At 59.8% G+C, this 16,140-nt stretch carries 15 protein-coding genes and 1 pseudogene; 5 read left to right on the plus strand and 11 right to left on the minus strand.

What is annotated here, in order from left to right:
- Positions 1-357 precede the first annotated feature (357 nt).
- Positions 358-1,306, plus strand: a protein-coding gene (locus Q4Q11_RS02515; RefSeq protein WP_112512905.1) for an IS630 family transposase whose coding sequence is annotated in 2 segments (ribosomal slippage) — positions 358-693 and positions 695-1,306 — 948 coding nt in all. Because the reading frame shifts where the segments join, the coding sequence is not laid out codon by codon here.
- A 107-nt stretch (positions 1,307-1,413) separates the two neighbouring features.
- Here Q4Q11_RS02515 and Q4Q11_RS02520 read toward each other — a convergent pair.
- The 3 genes from Q4Q11_RS02520 to Q4Q11_RS02530 form a co-directional block, all read right to left on the minus strand.
- Positions 1,414-2,157: a metallophosphoesterase family protein gene (locus Q4Q11_RS02520; RefSeq protein WP_498568503.1), complete on the minus strand. Its 744-nt coding sequence runs from the start codon at positions 2,155-2,157 to the stop codon at positions 1,414-1,416.
- Positions 2,158-2,333: 176 nt separating this feature from the next.
- Complete coding sequence (locus Q4Q11_RS02525) at positions 2,334-2,861, minus strand: VOC family protein (protein WP_498568504.1); 528 nt, start codon at positions 2,859-2,861, stop codon at positions 2,334-2,336.
- Positions 2,862-3,070: 209 nt separating this feature from the next.
- Positions 3,071-3,949, minus strand: coding sequence for a LysR family transcriptional regulator (locus tag Q4Q11_RS02530; protein ID WP_112502626.1), 879 nt, complete (start codon positions 3,947-3,949; stop codon positions 3,071-3,073).
- 177 nt (positions 3,950-4,126) lie between these two features.
- Between Q4Q11_RS02530 and Q4Q11_RS02535 the strand changes: the two genes are divergently transcribed.
- Positions 4,127-5,653, plus strand: coding sequence for an MFS transporter (locus Q4Q11_RS02535; RefSeq protein ID WP_498568505.1), 1,527 nt, complete (start codon positions 4,127-4,129; stop codon positions 5,651-5,653).
- A 15-nt stretch (positions 5,654-5,668) separates the two neighbouring features.
- Here the strand turns inward: Q4Q11_RS02535 and Q4Q11_RS02540 are convergent, their stop codons facing one another.
- Positions 5,669-5,833 carry an SDR family oxidoreductase gene (locus Q4Q11_RS02540; RefSeq protein WP_498568506.1) on the minus strand — a complete coding sequence of 55 codons (165 nt, stop codon included), beginning with the start codon at positions 5,831-5,833 and terminating at the stop codon, positions 5,669-5,671.
- Here Q4Q11_RS02540 and Q4Q11_RS02545 point away from each other — a divergent pair.
- The gene (locus tag Q4Q11_RS02545; RefSeq protein ID WP_498568507.1) at positions 5,820-6,353 is read left to right on the plus strand and encodes a LysR substrate-binding domain-containing protein; all 534 of its coding nucleotides are present in this window, start codon (positions 5,820-5,822) and stop codon (positions 6,351-6,353) included. The two genes, Q4Q11_RS02540 and Q4Q11_RS02545, sit on opposite strands and share 14 nt — an antisense overlap.
- A gap of 5 nt (positions 6,354-6,358) precedes the next feature.
- On the opposite strand, the gene pdxA is transcribed toward Q4Q11_RS02545, so the two are convergent.
- From pdxA to Q4Q11_RS02560, 3 genes and pseudogenes are all read right to left on the minus strand, one after another.
- Entirely contained in the window at positions 6,359-7,375 is a 1,017-nt protein-coding gene (gene pdxA / locus Q4Q11_RS02550; RefSeq protein ID WP_498568508.1) for a 4-hydroxythreonine-4-phosphate dehydrogenase PdxA, read from the minus strand.
- On the minus strand, positions 7,372-8,571 hold the full coding sequence (locus Q4Q11_RS02555) for a four-carbon acid sugar kinase family protein (RefSeq protein ID WP_498568509.1): 1,200 nt from the start codon (positions 8,569-8,571) through the stop codon (positions 7,372-7,374). Before Q4Q11_RS02555 ends, pdxA begins: the two co-directional genes overlap by 4 nt.
- 201 nt (positions 8,572-8,772) lie before the next feature.
- A pseudogene (locus tag Q4Q11_RS02560) lies at positions 8,773-9,619 on the minus strand (oxidoreductase).
- A gap of 183 nt (positions 9,620-9,802) precedes the next feature.
- Between Q4Q11_RS02560 and Q4Q11_RS02565 the strand changes: the two are divergent.
- Both Q4Q11_RS02565 and Q4Q11_RS02570 read left to right on the plus strand, forming a co-directional pair.
- Positions 9,803-10,681 (plus strand): AraC family transcriptional regulator, encoded by an 879-nt coding sequence (locus tag Q4Q11_RS02565; protein WP_498568510.1) that lies wholly within the window; start codon positions 9,803-9,805, stop codon positions 10,679-10,681.
- A 117-nt stretch (positions 10,682-10,798) separates the two neighbouring features.
- A complete protein-coding gene (locus Q4Q11_RS02570) occupies positions 10,799-11,146 on the plus strand; it encodes a CAP-Gly domain-containing protein (protein WP_113216557.1) in 348 nt (115 codons plus the stop codon).
- 25 nt (positions 11,147-11,171) lie between these two features.
- Here the strand turns inward: Q4Q11_RS02570 and Q4Q11_RS02575 are convergent, their stop codons facing one another.
- The 4 genes from Q4Q11_RS02575 to Q4Q11_RS02590 form a co-directional block, all read right to left on the minus strand.
- On the minus strand, positions 11,172-12,236 hold the full coding sequence (locus Q4Q11_RS02575) for a D-alanine--D-alanine ligase family protein (RefSeq protein ID WP_498568511.1): 1,065 nt from the start codon (positions 12,234-12,236) through the stop codon (positions 11,172-11,174).
- A gap of 148 nt (positions 12,237-12,384) precedes the next feature.
- The gene (locus Q4Q11_RS02580; RefSeq protein ID WP_498568512.1) at positions 12,385-12,591 is read right to left on the minus strand and encodes a hypothetical protein; all 207 of its coding nucleotides are present in this window, start codon (positions 12,589-12,591) and stop codon (positions 12,385-12,387) included.
- A gap of 82 nt (positions 12,592-12,673) precedes the next feature.
- Positions 12,674-14,668 carry a glycosyltransferase family 2 protein gene (locus Q4Q11_RS02585; RefSeq protein ID WP_498568513.1) on the minus strand — a complete coding sequence of 665 codons (1,995 nt, stop codon included), beginning with the start codon at positions 14,666-14,668 and terminating at the stop codon, positions 12,674-12,676.
- The gene (locus tag Q4Q11_RS02590; protein ID WP_498568551.1) at positions 14,650-15,882 is read right to left on the minus strand and encodes an HlyD family secretion protein; all 1,233 of its coding nucleotides are present in this window, start codon (positions 15,880-15,882) and stop codon (positions 14,650-14,652) included. The genes Q4Q11_RS02585 and Q4Q11_RS02590 overlap by 19 nt, the downstream gene beginning before the upstream one ends.
- Between the last annotated feature and the right edge of the window lie 258 nt (positions 15,883-16,140).

Raw genomic sequence — 16,140 nt, forward strand, 5'->3', positions numbered from 1 at the left:
TCAGCACGTCGTCGGCGAACGATATCGCTCGACCTCAGCCAGCTCAAAAGTCTGCGGATCCCTTCCAATATTGCAGCGAAGTCAGCGAAGACCTCGGCAAACCGCCCTTGAAAGCCTCATCCCCGGCTCAGTGTCGCCCGCAAAGCAGTCGGGACGAGATCGGTCGCCCTTCATCTCCGGCAGGTTGGCTCTCAATTCCCCATAACGGCGTCAAACAACCCGCGTCTTAGTTCAATCCGGCTTACATGAGGTCGCCCGAAGTCGCCGCACCGCCCATGCGACCTCAAATAACCCTCCAGATTCCCAAATCGGTGGAATTGTGATTCCTGATGGATGCTGGAATGGAGGCCAGCATCCATGACGCGACCCTATTCGAATGATCTTCGTGAGCGCGTTGTTGCTGCGGTGACAGCCGGGCAGAGCTGCCGGATGGTGGCGGAGCGATTTGATATTGCCGTCTCATCCGTAGTGAAGTGGTCACAACGTTATCGGGCGACCGGCAGCGTGTCGCCTGGCAAGATGGGCGGCCATCGCCGACGGGTGCTGGAGCCGCACCGCGCCTTTATCGTCGAGCAGATCGAACAGACATCCCATCTGACACTGCATCGGCTGAAGGATGAGTTGGCCGCCCGCGGCGTGACCGTCTCCCATAATGCCATCTGGCAGTTCATGCGCCGCGAAGGCCTGAGCTTTAAAAAAAACGCTGTTCGCCCTTGAGCAGGGCCGCGCCGACATTGCTCGGCGCAGAGCCCGCTGGAAGGCCTGGCAAAACCGCTTCGATCCGAAGCGGCTCGTCTTTATTGACGAAACCTGGATCCGCACCAACATGGCGCCGCTACGTGGCTGGGGGCCAAGGGGCAAGAGGCTGCGCGGCTTTGCCCCGCACGGTCGCTGGCGCACCCTGACCTTCCTCGGCGCCTTGCGGTGCGATCGGCTGACCGCACCCTGCGTCTTCGATGGCCCGATCAATGGCGAATGCTTCCGCGCCTATGTCTGCCAGCAGTTGATCCCCACCCTGAAGCCCGGCGACATCGTCATCCTCGACAATCTCGGCTCTCACAAAGCCAAGGCCATCCGCGATGCCATCAAGGCAGCCGGCGCCAGACTATGGTTCCTGCCGAAATATTCTCCTGACCTCAATCCGATCGAGCAAGCCTTCGCCAAGATCAAGCATTGGATGCGCCAAGCTCAAAAGCGAACCATCGATGACACCTGGCGCCATCTCGGATACCTCGCCGACGCCATCAAACCAGATGAATGCGCCAACTACTTCGCAAACTCAGGCTACGTTTCCGTCAAAACATGATTTGCTCTAAAGCTTTTCCGCTTCTCTTCGAATCGCGAAAACGCTCCATCCCTTTGTTTTGCGCAATTCCGGACGGAAAACCGCTTCGCACTTTTCCTGGAATTGCCCTAGATCAGCGGCAGAATCGTCTGCTTGCCATCGGCGATTTTGAGAATCGTGAGCGTTCCGCCCATGGAAACCGCCGTATCGATGCCGATGCGGCTCAGACCGAAAATCGGATGGGAACTCGGCGTGTGACCGTGGATCACCAGCAGCGGCAATTGCGGTCCGCCCGACAGAAACGGTTCGCGAATCCACATCAGATCCTCGTCCGTCTGCTCGCTCAACGCAATGCCCGGCTGGATGCCGGCATGGACGAAAAGCGTCGAGCCGAAAATGACGGCTACGGCGAGTGAACGCAACAGATCGATATGCGCTGCCGGCATCGCCTCCAGCACCGTGTCGCGCAGCTTTTCAATGCTGTAGCCGAGGTCGAAAAGCATATGTCTGGCATCGATGCCATAGGAGGCGAGCGTCGGCAGCGCGCCGAATTCCAGCCAATGGATATTGGCATCGGGATCGTCCAGAAAGTGCAGGAAGACATCGTCGTGATTGCCGCAGAGCGCATGGCGGTCGAAACTTTCGGGCGGCGGTGCGCAGAGATGGGTAAGGACGTCGCCGGAGCGCGGGCCGCGATCGACATAATCGCCGAGATACATCAGCAGCTTCCGGCCGGCAAGGCTGCGGGCATCTTCGACGATGCGCCTTTCAGCCTCGACCATCTCGTCGTAGCAGCCGTGGATATCGCTCAGCGCATAGATCGCCGTGTAGTCACGTCCGGTGAGGTCGATACGGTTCCGTTGCTGCTGCATGAAATCGACCGTTCCTGCCGAGTCGTGCCTGAACAGCCGCGGCAGTCCCATTGCTTGACATGGCGTCGGGAAACCCGCCTTCGGCGAGCCCATATGGGACGGTATTCCAAGCATCGATCCGCCGCAAGTCTTACGGGTGCGGGCATTGGTCTGAACCGTTGAAATCGCAGCGAAATTTAGCGCCGTCTTCGGGCGGCGTGCATTGCACCGCCGCCCGAATGATGAGGATGTTCAACCGTGATAGGCGGCTTCCAGGCGGCAATATCGAGCTTGACCATCTGCATCAAGGCCTGCATGACGCGAGCCGCCTTGGCCGGGTCCGGATCGGCGATGTATTTGCTGAGTACGGCTGGCACGACCTGCCAGGAGACGCCGTAGCGGTCCGTTACCCAGCCGCATTCCACCGGCGCTCCGCCATCGGTAAGGCCATCCCAGAGGCGGTCGACCTCCGCTTGATCGACGCAATCCACCTCCAGCGAGATCGCGTGGTTGAACTCGATGCGGTTGCCGCCGTTCAGCGCCATGAAGCGCTGGCCGGCAAGCGTGAACGTCACGACCAGGACCTCGTCGGGCTTGCCGGCGGGCGTGTCGATAATATTCTTCTGCACATGATCGATACGGGAATTCGGGAAGAGCGAAACATAAAAATTTGCTGCTTCCTCCGCTTCTCGCGCAAACCACAGGCATGGGGCGATCTTGGACATTGGTGCTCCTCTTTCAGATGGCTTCTCTTCGCAGCCAGGACATGATGCCGAAAGGCGTGAGCGGCCTTCCGACGACATCATGCTCTACCTCGTTGATTCTGGAGCGGATTCAGATTTCAGGTCGAACAGACCTGAAATCATCCGGCTCCAGGCAACCAGAGAACGTTTGAAAGAGCGAGATTCCGACAATGAGGATTTGAAAAATGCTTTCAAGGCTGTGCAGGCAAGCAGAGTTGTTTGCTCGGCTTGCGATGTTCACGGAAGGCGGCAGTGATGGCGCGCAGGCTGTCCCTGGATTTCGGATCGGACAAAGAGGAATGCAGCACGAGCGACAAGGATGGAAGCGGCGGCAGGCCAAGCATGTCGCCGACATCGATCACATCGCTCGGAGCAAGGCGACGCGGAAACGGCGAAACCGCTAGCCCGGCCGATAGGGCAGCCGCGATCGCCGCCGTCCCGCCGACGAAGACCTCGGTCCACGGAATAGAGGATCGGTCGAGCAGCCGGATTGCCATATCGCGCACGGCGCAGGTCGGAGACAGGGCGGCCAGTGGCAGGGGCTCTCCCGCCCGATGCTCGAAATCCGGTGAGGCAAACCAGCCGAAATGCTCAGGCCCGAGGATCTCCCCATCCCGCCTGTCGTCGTCGCTGCGAATGATAACCGCATCGAGCTTGCCCTCTTCGAAAGCCTCGAGCAGCGGTCGGGAGACGTCCAGCCGCACTTCTATGGTGAGCGCCGGATCAACCGCTTTCAGACGCGCCAGCAAGGTCGGTACTTCAGGCCCCATGACATGGCTGGCAATTCCCAGCCTGAAGCGCCTGCGTGCGACGGAAAGCCCTGCGACGGCACGTTCGTGGGCGGCGAGAAACTCCCGTGCGGAGGGAAGGAATGTTTCGCCCTGGGCCGACAGACGGACATGGCGCGGCGTTCGCTCGATCAGCTTCCCGCCGATGCGCTCCTCCAGCCGTTTCAGCTTCACGCTGACTGTGGCCTGCGTAGTGCCGAGCGCCTCCGCCGCGCGCGTGAAGCTTTGGAAATCGGCAATGGCTACAAAGACCTGAACGGCATCGACATCGAGCGACATCATATGAATCCAAATTTGTTATCACTGATATAGTTAGTCATAGCATTCAAACATGATCAAGTGCCGGATACAGTTTGACGATCGACGGCGCTTCGTGTTGCGGAATGCACGAGCAGCGGCACGGATGCCCTGGGCGGGCCATCGCCGATCGACGAAGATTTCATGTCGAAAGGCGAAATTATGAGAAATATCCGGCACGGAAACACAGCGCTTGCGTTGGCTGCCGTCTGTCTTTCATCGATGATGTTCGGTCTCGAAATCTCCAGCGTCCCGGCAATACTGCCGACGCTGGAGCGGACGTTGCATGCCGACTTCCAGCAGCTTCAATGGACCATGAATGCCTATACGCTGGCGGTTGCGACCGTGCTGATGGCAGCCGGCACGCTCGCCGACCGTTATGGCCGCAAGCGGCTCTTCGTCGCGAGCACGATTGCCTTCGGCGTCAGCTCGCTCGTCTGCGGTATCGCACCGAACATCACGATCCTCATCGCAGGACGCGCGCTGCAAGGTGCGACCGGCGGCGCAATGCTAATCTCCCAGATTGCCGTATTATCTCAGCAATATGGCGATGCCGGCGAGCGTGCAAGGGCTTTTGGCTGGTGGGGGATCGTCTTCGGCTTCGGCCTCGGCTTCGGACCAGTCATCGGGAACGGCATCACCACGTTCATGGGCTGGGAATGGGTGTTTCTCGTGCACGTCCTGATCACGATCCTGACGGTTTTGCTGGCAATTTTCGGCGTACGGGAAACACGAGATCCCAACGCTCGGCATCTCGATATTGCCGGCATCGTTTCGCTATCGGCCGCGGTCTTTTGCCTGGTCTTTTACATTACGCAAGGCTCGCAGCTCGGATTTATCAATGCTGTTTCGCTCATCGTCACTGTTATTGCCGTCGTCAGCTTCACGGTCTTCATCGTCACCGAGCTTTCCAGAAGCCACCCCATGTTCGATTTTACGGTCTTCAGGATCAGGCGCTTCTCGGGCGCGATCTTCGGGTCTATGGGGATGAATTTCAGCTTCTGGCCCTTCATGATCTACATTCCCATCTGGTTTGAAGCAGGTCTTGGCTTGGAGGGGGTGGCCGCCGGTATTGCCTTGCTCGCCTATACGCTGCCGACATTGATCGTGCCGCCGTTTGCCGAACGGCTTCTGCTTCGCCGCGGCCCCGGCCTTGTCATTCCCGCCGGCCTGTTCACGATCGGGTTCGGCTTCCTGGTCATGAAGCTCGGCGCGGCCGCAGGTGAGGCAAGCCTGCCGGTAACATTGCTCGGGGCACTCGCCGCGGGCATCGGCCTTGGAGTGACGAACACCACCGTCACGAACACGACGACGGGCTCCGTTTCGAGCGACCGGGCCGGCATGGCTTCGGGCATCGACATGAGCGCGCGAATGATTTCGCTTGCCATCAACATAGCCGTGATGGGGTTCGTTCTCGTGAGCGGAGTTCTCGCAAACCTGCAGACCGCGCTTCCGGCTTTGCCCGACGCGACTTCGCTGCCTCGATTGGCAGAGCTCATAGCAGCCGGCAACACCAGTGTCGTGGACAAGCCCATAACGAAACTTTCGAGCGAGATCGCGCGCGCGGCGCTTACCCAAGGCTTTGATTGGGTAATGCTCTACGGTGCCCTGAGCGTTTGGGCACTCGCTTTGCTGAGCCTGCTCGCCTTCGGGACGAGGGCGCATGCCAATGCAGTCGGATCGGAATAGCCGGCTGCCGGGTGGCTAGGCCAAACGCCCGCCGCCATCGATATGCAAGACTTCTCCTGTCACGAAGCGATTTGCCATCAGGAAGAGAATTGCCTGGGCGATATCTTCGGGCCTGCCAATATTGCGGCTGGGCAGGGTCGAGGCGGTTTGTTCGAGGACTTGCCGCTTGGCCTCGCCCATCAATCCGTCGAGCAGCGGCGTATCCACCCATCCCGGCGATACCGGCGAGATCGGCAGTGGCAATTTCATCGCCCGCCGGCTGGGAACGATGCGCCGGCTCATGCTGGCTGCTCCCGGCTACGTCGAACGATACGGGCAGCCGCGGGAACCAGCAGAACTTGCGGCACACCCATTCATCCGGGTCGCCGGTTTCGCGGCGGATGAGCGATTGCAACTGATCGGCGCCGACGGCGCGACGGTGGAAGCGCCGATCCGCACCTCATGGCGCGTCAATCACTGGCGGCCGCTCATGGAGGCAGTGCTGGCGGAAAGAGGGATAGGCGCATTGTTCGCTGCTGTCTGTAGTAGGGAGATCGCCGAAGGGAGGCTGGTACTCGTGCTGCCTTCCCATGAATTCAGGCAAGTGGATGTCCATGCGATCTATCCACCGGGATTGCGCCCCGCGGCGAGGACGAAGGCCTTCCTTGCGCTGCTTGCCGAGCGCACCGATCTGCTCTTTGGCGAGACATCGGCGGTTTAAGGCTCTTATCGGCCGGCCGCCAGCCTCTCCGCGAATTCGATCGCTTCGATCAGGCTGCGCTCATTGGCAATGCCCTGGCCGGCGATGTCGAAGGCCGTGCCGTGATCGACCGAGGTGCGCACGATCGGCAGGCCGAGGGTGATGTTGACGCCGGAAAGATCCATCCATTTGCCCGTCGCCGGGTCGATCTCGAAACCCAGCAGCTTGACCGGGATATGCCCCTGATCGTGATACATGGCGATGACGGCGTCATACTGTCCGGCGCGCAGCTTGACGAAGACGGTGTCGCCGGGGACGGGGCCAACGATATCGAGCCCGTCGGACACGGCCTTGGCGATGGTCGGCGCGGAGATATCGATGTCCTGCCGGCCGAAGAGCCCGCCTTCGCCCGCATGCGGATTGAGCGCCGCCACCGCGATCTTCGGACTGGCGATGCCGAGGTTCTTGAGAGCCTTATGCGTGAGGTCGATGACGAGCCGCAGCCGCTCTGGCGTCAGGCGCTTCGGCACATCCTCCAGTGCGACGTGGGTTGTCACATGGCTGACGCGCATATTACCATGGGCGAGCATCATCACCGAGCCGCGTGCGCCGGTGAGCTCCGCCAGCAGTTCGGTATGGCCGGCATAATGGAAGCCGGCCTTGTTCAGCGCTTCCTTGTTGAGTGGCGCGGTGACAATGCCGCCGACCTTGCCCGATAGCGCCAGCTGAACGCCCTTCTCGATCGCCTTGAACGCCATGCGTCCACCGTCTGCAGAAAGCCGGCCCGGCAGGATCGGTTCTCCCTCTGCATCGGCCTGGATGAAGCAGAGGTTCGGCCAGCCGCCCTCCATCTCAGCCGCAGGGATTTCGATGTCGAGGCCGAGCTGCCTTTCGGCGAGACGCAGGGCCGGACCGCTGCCAATAATTGTAAGCTTCAACTTACCTTGATCAAGCCGATCCTTTAGCCGCGCCGCAGCCTTGACGATGATTTCCGGGCCGATGCCGGCGGGATCTCCCATGGTGATCGCCAGATGCCGAATCATGGTTCTTCTCCGCCGGCAATCAACCCGTTTTCACTCAGGAGATCGCGCCACAGCGTCGGGCCGCCGAAGGCGCCTGATTTGGAGATGACGGTCGTTCCTCCCCAAGGACCGCCGACGATCGTCGAGCGGGGCAGGCCGGGCGCTGCCTGGCCGGTGATGCTGAGGGCTGACACATCGAGCGCCGAACAGAGATTGCGCAGGGTCTCGCCGCCGGCGACGATCAAGGTGCCTGGGGCTGGCAGGGCCTTGGCCATGCCGCCGAAGGTCGCCGCGATGCGCCTTGCCGCGTCGTCACGATCAAGCCCCGCCGGCAAATCGAGGCTGACCATGGCGACGCCGCCCTGATGGATCAGGCGATCGACGGCATCGGCATCCGCCCCTTCCGCAAGTTTCAGCCAATAGGGGCCGCAGGCCTGGAGTTGCGCCAGCGTGATCGGCTGATCCGAGCCGAACAGGCCGAGCACCGGTCTTTGCAGGTTGCGCGAGATAGGGACGGCGGATGCGGGCGGTCTTTCACCCGCGCTTTCTTGGGCGCGGGGCAGGTGATGCGTTGCCCGGTCGATATTGCGCGCCAGAGCGTGGGCCAGCCCGCCCGTGCCGCTCCAGAGGACCGGCCCCTTCAGCTGCGACGATACCCACGCGATGATGGCATCCAGATCCTCGTCCGTATGCGCATCGAAAACATGGATGCCATCCGGAACGGGCAGCTTTTCAACACCGTCGACGGAGGTCTGCTCGAGCGTCGTGTTGAAGGCCGCCAATCCCTCGGCGCGCAAATGAGCGACGAGATCCCCGCTGACATCGCGCCATGCGTCCTTGCCGGCATAAAGCACCTGCCGTCCGCCCCGCGTGTGCCGCCCGTGATGCGGAAAGGCCGGCGCCAGAATGCAGTGTCGCCAGTGGCCGAGCCGGAAGCAAGCCGCAAGCTCCACCGCCCAAGGGCCGCGAAACAGGCTATCCACCTTCTTGAAGGCGAGATCGGCACCCTCCAGCAGCGGCGCAATGCCGCCGACGATCGCCTCCGCCTCGGCGGCGGTCTTCTCGCGCGTGCCGCTGTCGATCGCGAGGCAATCCGGCAGGTTCTCCGAAAGCGCGTCGCTGCGCTCAACGTCGATTGGCCCGTAGACGCCGACGAATTCGACGGCGGTATCGAGCGCGCCGGTCAAGTCATCGGCAATGAGGCGGAGGGTGGGCATGAACTCAACGAGCCTTGCGGGTATCGGATATGGAAGCAAGGCCTTACGGCTGCTTGGACAAAGTGCAATTTTCAGCCTTCGATGGGGCTTGTCAACGGTTGCTTTGTCACAGTTTCATTGATCGGCGCCGCGACATTCGGCTTGGTGCCTCAGCAGCCGATAACCGGGCATCGCCAACAAGGAGTTTGCTATACCCTAGCGTCAGCTTCTCCGAGAATCAGGGAAGTCGGCGCTGACAGTAATATCCTTCCAGGCATCGAAATTCGCCTTGAGCGCTTCGAGACGCTTGTAGGCGATATCGAGTGCCGGAGCGCCCAGCAGCAAGCGAAGCGGTGGCAGCTCAGCCTCGACCGCCTTTATGATTGCGGCTGCGGCACGCGCGGGATCGCCTGGCTGGTTGCCGGAAGAGGCCTTCGTGGATTGGCGTCGCTTTCCGGCCGTTTCGGCATAGTCGTCGATCCTGATCGGCGACTCGACCATCGAGCTCCCGGCCCAGTTGGTGCGAAATGCACCCGGCTCGACGATCGTCACCTTCAAGCCAAGTGGAGCAACCTCATGGGACAAGGATTCCGAGATCGCTTCCACGGCAAACTTCGTCGCATGGTAATAGCCCGTCGCGGCGAATGCGACCAGGCCGCCCAACGACGAGATGTTGACGATGTGGCCCTTTCTGCGGGCGCGCATGCCGGGCAATACTTCCTTGGTGACATCGATCAGGCCGAACAGATTCGTTTCAAACTGCTTGCGCACGCCCATCGCCTTCTTCGATGGCTGCGAGATAACCATAGCCTGCATTGTTGACGAGCACGTCGATCCTGCCAAAGGCAGCAATGGAATCGGCTACTGCCGTCTGGATTGTGGACTTGTCGGTGACATCGACGCGGAGCGCCAGGGTACGTCCCTCGTGCTCGGCGACAAGGGCTTGCAGCTCTTCGGGCCGCCTTGCCGTCACAACGGCACGCCAGCCTCGCTCGAGTACGGATTTTGCAAGCTCATATCCCAGGCCCGTGGACGATCCGGTGATAAACCATACGGGTGTGTCGTTCATGTTCAGCTCTCTTGTTTGAATGTTTTGGCGCCCTTCCTATCGAGGGATCGCATGCAGCAAATCTAGGAGCGGTCAGCGCCCAGGCGTTAGGGCAGAAGGACCAGACTTTCATACGATCCTTCCAATTTTGCCTGTTGGCGATATCATGCGCGGGAAATGCCGCCATCATCGAAAGCCGGATTTATGGAACCATCGACGCAGCTCCGAGAGCTGATCAGCCGTCACGCTGCCGCGCAAAAGCAGGCGACCGAGGTGCAAGGGCTGATGCTTTACAGGGTTGATCAGCCGACACTGCCGACGGACGCCGTCTATAGCCCAAGGATTTGCATGGTATTGCAGGGAACGAAGGAGATCCGGCTCGGAGAGCGGGTTTTCAGCGTCGATTCCTCGCAATATTTCATCGCGACAGTCAATCTGCCGGTGTCTGCGCGTATCGAACGGGCTGATCCCGCCACGCCGCACCTGGCCCTGTCCTTCGAGCTAGACAGGGAGGAGATCGCAACGCTTCTTGCGGAAACTCCGCTGAGCCATATGACGGAGCCTCACGATCACGCCGGAATTGCGGTGTCGCAGCAGACGCCGGAAATCGTGAGCGCCGCATTGCGTCTCGTTTCCTGCCTGAACATGCCAGATGACATCGACATGATGTCAAAGCTTGCAAGACTTGAACTCTACTACCGGCTGCTTCGCGGCGAACTCGGATCGATGCTGCGGCAGCTTGCGACGCACGGAACGAATCTGGCGCAGATCGGCCGCGTCACCGACTGGATCAAACACCACTTCGCCGAGGCCATGAGCATCGGCAAGCTGGCTGACATGGCGGGAATGAGCCCCACATCGCTGCATCGGCATTTCAAGGCCGTGACGTTGATGACGCCGTTGCAGTATCGGGCGCTCATCCGGCTGCAGGAAGCGCGTCGCCGGCTGCTTCTCCGCGAGGAGAGCGCACGGGAGATCGGATTTGAGGTCGGCTATGACAGCCAGACGCAGTTCACGCGCGAATACCGCAAATTGTTCGGCAGGCCGCCGGCGGCGGACGCGGCCTTTCTCAGCGGCCGATAAATTTGACTCGTCGGATGATTTGTTCTGGAGAGTGAAGTGCAGCGGGTTTGCCGAGATATGGCCATGTTCCTGTCCTAGCGGCAGGGTCAGATGTTTCGTCGCTTCAAGGAGGGCAGGGTGAGCTACGATTTCCATGTGGGCCAGAAGGTCGTCTGCATCGACGACAAATTCAAGCATGTCAGCATCGACCAGCTGATCCGCAAGGGGACGATCTACACCATCCGCTGGGTCGGCGAATACACGCATTATGTCGACGGCACCTTCATCGGCGTCAAGCTGGAGGAGATCCATCGCGGCAATGACGACGGCCCGGAAGGTTATGGCGCCGCCGACATGCCTTATCGCGCCAGCCGCTTCCGCCCGCTGGTCAAGGACAAGATCGCTTCGCTTAGAAAGCTTTTGGCGCCGGCGCCGGATGCGCCTGTCGAGCCGAAGGTGAGGACAAGGAAAAAGGAAAAGGTCTGATGTCAGGCGGGCGGGATGGCCTCGATCAGTCCTGCCGCGCCCGCGCCAGCCCGTGCTCGATCAGGCGGCTGATAAGCTCCGGATAGGAAATGCCCGAGGCGTCCATGGCCTTGGGATACATGCTGATATTGGTGAAGCCGGGCATGGTGTTGATCTCGTTGATGACCACGCTCTGATCCGGCGCCAAGAAGAAATCGACGCGCGCCAGCCCTTCGCAACCGAGTGCGCGAAAACCCTCCGCCGCCATGCGCTTCATCATCTCTGCCGTCTCGGCCGGAATATCCGCCGGCACGGTGACGACGGCGCCATGCTGATCGAGATATTTCGCCTCGTAGGAATAGAAGCCGTGAGTCGCGGCCGTGGCGATCTCGCCCGGCACGGAAACGAAGAGCGTACCGTCCGGCTGCTCCAGCACCGCATATTCGATCTCGCGGGCGCGCACGAATTCCTCCACCAGCACCTTGCGGTCATGCCGGAAGGCTTCGGCCAGCGCTGTCTCGAAGGCTTCGGCATCCTGCACCTTGCTGACCCCGACCGAGGAGCCTTGGCGTGTGGGCTTGACGAAGACGGGCGAGCCGAGCGCGCTCACGATCTCATCGAAATCAGGCTTGCCGCCGCGTACAAGCGTCACGGAGCGGGCCACCGGCAGGCCGGCCTCGCGCAGCAGGCGCTTTGCCATGTCTTTGTCGATCGCGTTTGCCGAGCCGAGAATGCCGCAGCCGACGAGGGGCAGCCCGACGATCTGGGCAAGGCCCTGAATGGAGCCATCCTCGCCGTTCAGCCCATGCAGCACCGGAAAGAGCACATCGACCGCGGGCAGCTCGCGTGCGCCAGCCCCTTCCAGCGCCAGGAGCCGGCCCTTGCCGCCCGGAACCAGGCAGACTTCCGTGCCCTCATAGGCAATCGGCTCCGGCAGCACGCCGCCCTTTTCCTCCACCAGCAGCCAGCGCCCGCCGCGGCCGATCAGGATCGGCACGATCTCATATCGCCCGCCATCGATCGCCTTGACGACATTGCGGGCCGACATGACGGAAACCTCATGCTCGGTGGACTGACCGCCAAACAGAACGGCGACGCGTAGTTTCGACATTGAGGCTTTTCTCCCGGGCCAGGATGGATGTGATGGGAGAAGGGTTTAAACGGGGGATTGCAGCTAAATTGGGGAGGGGTATGGGCGGGCTTTTGAAATCGGCTTCAAAGTCGGGATGGCATTGAGACTACGATCTAAAACTCTCTTATTACGCTTTATTCCGAGATCTTCGAAGATCGGGATAACTTTGCTTTTGGTTATCTCGACGGAAGATGGTGGGCAGCCCCTCCAGCCGCGCGCCGTCACGATACACCACTTGTCCGGTAATCAAATCAACAAATGACCGCGCCGTGCGGCTATCTCTTCCAGGTTTATACTTGTCCTCAACCGTGTCGGGTCCCAATGCAACCGCCATGCAATTGTTCCCAGCAAGTTTAAGGGTAGAGGTCGGCAGCTCTTGTCGCTGCCGTGTTTGCGGATGGCCGCGCGGCGTGCGGTTAGAGTGTGCGTGTTCGCCCGAATGACCGCAGAAGGAGGTTGATGGAAACGGCTACCTTGTCGATGTCGGGAACGTCTTGCGAATAGCGGCCGGTATAAAGCTTGATGATCATGTTATCACGGGCGGAGCCTTGGAGCTGGAAGTGGAGATGCAGGTAATAGTCTTGCCTGTCGCCGCCACGGGCCATGCTGCGGCCTCGTTGGGTCACTTGCTTCAGTTCCGCCTCAATCGGCGCAAAGCCGTCAAGCCGGAGCGTGACCCATCGGGATTGAAAACGCGTTTCGACCGGGACCGCGACGACCGCCTTGTCCAGGGCTAGACTGACGACACGGCCCGCCACACCGTCCACGCTGGCAGCTTCATTGAGTTTGAAGGCATGGAACAGCCGCCGGGGTTTCTCAAAGCAGATAAGGGATGCGATTACCAGGACGACGATATTGATGCCCGACCAACAGGCCGCAATCGGCGAAAACTGGCCCTGAACATGGCTGGTCTCCGGCACGATATTGACCAACGTGCCCAAGGCGGTGATCGCAATCAGTGCGGCGATCCAGGCGAAACTATAGCCGTCGAACTTGTTCGCTTCGTTACCGGTGCCTTTGGGCGTTACCCGAAACGGTTTGCCGAACGGCCGCACCAGGCTTGAGACGACGGTCGGCAGCATGCGGAAGGTGGCAAAGGTGCCGACCGCGCTCGAAATCACCGGCAAATAACGGGTCGGCGTAATCCACAGCATGAGAAGGAAATAGGCGGCCAACAGCGGCATCTGATAAGAAACGTAGTCGGCTATATTGGTGAAATAAAGCGGCAGCATGCCGAACCAGAGATAAACGATCGGGACGAGCAATATCATGAAGCGGACGAGATATTGCACCAGCCATGACATTGGCAGGAACATGATCCGTTGGAAGAGCGACAATCCGGGGCCGCGCAATGGTCCATTGTGCAGATAAAGGGTTTGAATGCCGCCCTGACACCAACGCTCGCGCTGCACGAAATATCCGGTCAGGTTCTCGGCGGCCAGCCCCATCGACAGGCGCTCATTCAAATAGCGCGTCTTGTAGCCCCTGTTGAGCATCGAAAGCGTGGTCAGCAGGTCTTCCGTAATGGATTCGGTTGGAAAACCGCCAATTGCGTCGACCGCCTTGCGGCGGGCAATCGAACACGAGCCGCAGCAAAAGCTAACATCCCAAACGTCTCTGCTGGGCGCGATCTCGTCAAAAAACAATCGCTGCTCGTCCGGCCAGATATTTTCCAGACCGAGGTTCGACTGCACGGGATCGACATTGAAGAAATGTTGCGGCGTCTGGACGATGCCAATGCTCTCATCCGAAAAGAAGGGCAGCGTTCGGCGCAGAAAATGCCTATAGGGCACGAAATCCGCGTCGAAAATCGCCACGAAATCGCCCGAGCTGACTTTAAGCCCGTTGTTCATGTTGCCTGCCTTGGCATGCGTATTGTCAGGGCGCGTGACGTGGATTGCATTCTTTTCGTCGCAAAAGGCCTTGAGCCAATCCCGGCGCTGATCGTCGAGCACATAGACCTTCAGCTTGCCGGCGGGGTAGTCGAGCGATAGCGCCCCGATGATGGTCCGCTCAAGCACGTCGAGGGGCTCGTTGTAGGTGGGGATGAAAACATCCACCGTCGGCAGTTCTGACTTGTCGCGCGCAAAGAAGATATGGGCCAGCCTGTCTGCTTCGGCACTGCGGTCGACGTACCGGCTCATCAGCACAAGGAAAATCACGACCTCTATGAAAGCCAGCGTTTCGACGATGAACAGAAGCCAGACCCAATAAAAATTGAGGCCGTCGTTGGGATAGGGAAGAACGGTTTGCGTCAGCCGCCAAAGCATATAGCGCAAAGCAATCGCCCCAACGAACGCGCAGGTCACCGTCCGTGTCCAGGTATGTTGACGCGACCAATTGAATGGCCCGAGGAAAAAGAAGGCCAAGACGAGAAAGGTCGGTGTCAGCGCTAGAAGATACTGAACCACAGGTTCTTAACCCATCTCACTAAGCCGATGCGATGCTTTGAGAACCGCACCTGCACGGTGCGCCCCACCTGACAGAAATTGGCAAAATCATCATTCATGAAGGACGGATCGAGACGGACGCGAATGCGGGCGTCGCGCTGTGTTGTTGTCGGCAGAGTGGCGACATAAGAATCCGTCTCGACGGCTGCGGAGCTGCCCTTCAGGGAAACGACCGTACCGGTGAATACATCACTGCGGCCGAGTAGTCGCACCTCCGCGGGAAGTCCTGTGTGAATTTCATCATAGTCAACCTCCGGAACAAGAATGTCGACGTACAGTTCCCGGCAGTCGAGGAGGCGCATCAGCTCATTGTTGAGTACGACGTTGGAGCCATTGACGACGGTCCTGCTCCAAACCACACCATCGAACGGCGCGGTCGCAGTTGCTGTTTCAAGGCTGCTAACGCGTTTGCCTTCTTCGACGAGCTGCCTTTCAACCTCCGTGACCCGCGTTTCATTTTCCGCTATCCGTGAGTTCAAGTCGTTGATATGTATAACAACCTCGTCCTCGCGTTGCCGTGAATAGGGGACGTCGTTTTGACCATCGCCGAAGACGAAAATCCCTTGCCGGACCGCATTCAATCTTTTCTGCAACTGATCGACCGTCAGATTGCTGATCTCGACCTCGCCACCGGTCGCCGCTCCAGCCGCGCGTGCCGCGTCAACCATCTTCTGCGTCAGAATACCTTTTGATTCGAGTTCCATCCGGCGATTCAGATCGACTTGTGCGGCAAGGTCCTGGGCTTGCGATACTTGCACCCGCTTCTGCAGGATATCGACCTCGCGTTCCAGGTTCGAGATCGTGGCTTGTTTGAAGATCTCCAAGCGCTTAGCCAATTCTTGGCGAAGCTGACTGAGTTCGTCTCGTTCCTTCTGCAAAGCCACGACTCGATCGCGAGCCGTGTTGCGATCCGCCTCCAAAGAAGCGAAGATCGCACGGTTCACACGCGAATTGCTGATCTCCGCGAGCGTCTGCCCCTCCTTTACCGGAGCGCCCACCTTGACGGGTTCTCCCGTTATCACTCCATCAATGGGGGCGTTCACCACAGCGAAGCGTGCGTTGACAGCGCCATCAAGACTCGTGAAGCCGGTCAATCCGGGCAGCCAAACGATGATCGCCACCATGAGAAGCAAAAGTCCTACGGTCACACGGGTAACGCGATGATTCAAAATCATGTTAAATCGGAAAATCGCCCCCTCAGCTACCGGCACTGACGAATCGAGGTGCCGATTGATGCAACTAAGTCTTGCGTAAATTAGCGCTTTAAAAATTAGCATGCAAGAGACGGTCGTCAGCCCGACAGCTCTATCGTGTGGATCGGAGTGATTGAACTGAACGAATTCCCAATCGATCGCTGATGCGATCCAATCTTTTACTGGAGCGGAGGTCAGCTCCGACGACTGCAATGCTTTGCAACAACCCTGATGACGGGA

This window comes from Rhizobium sp. UFLA01-1127 (assembly GCF_059803845.1).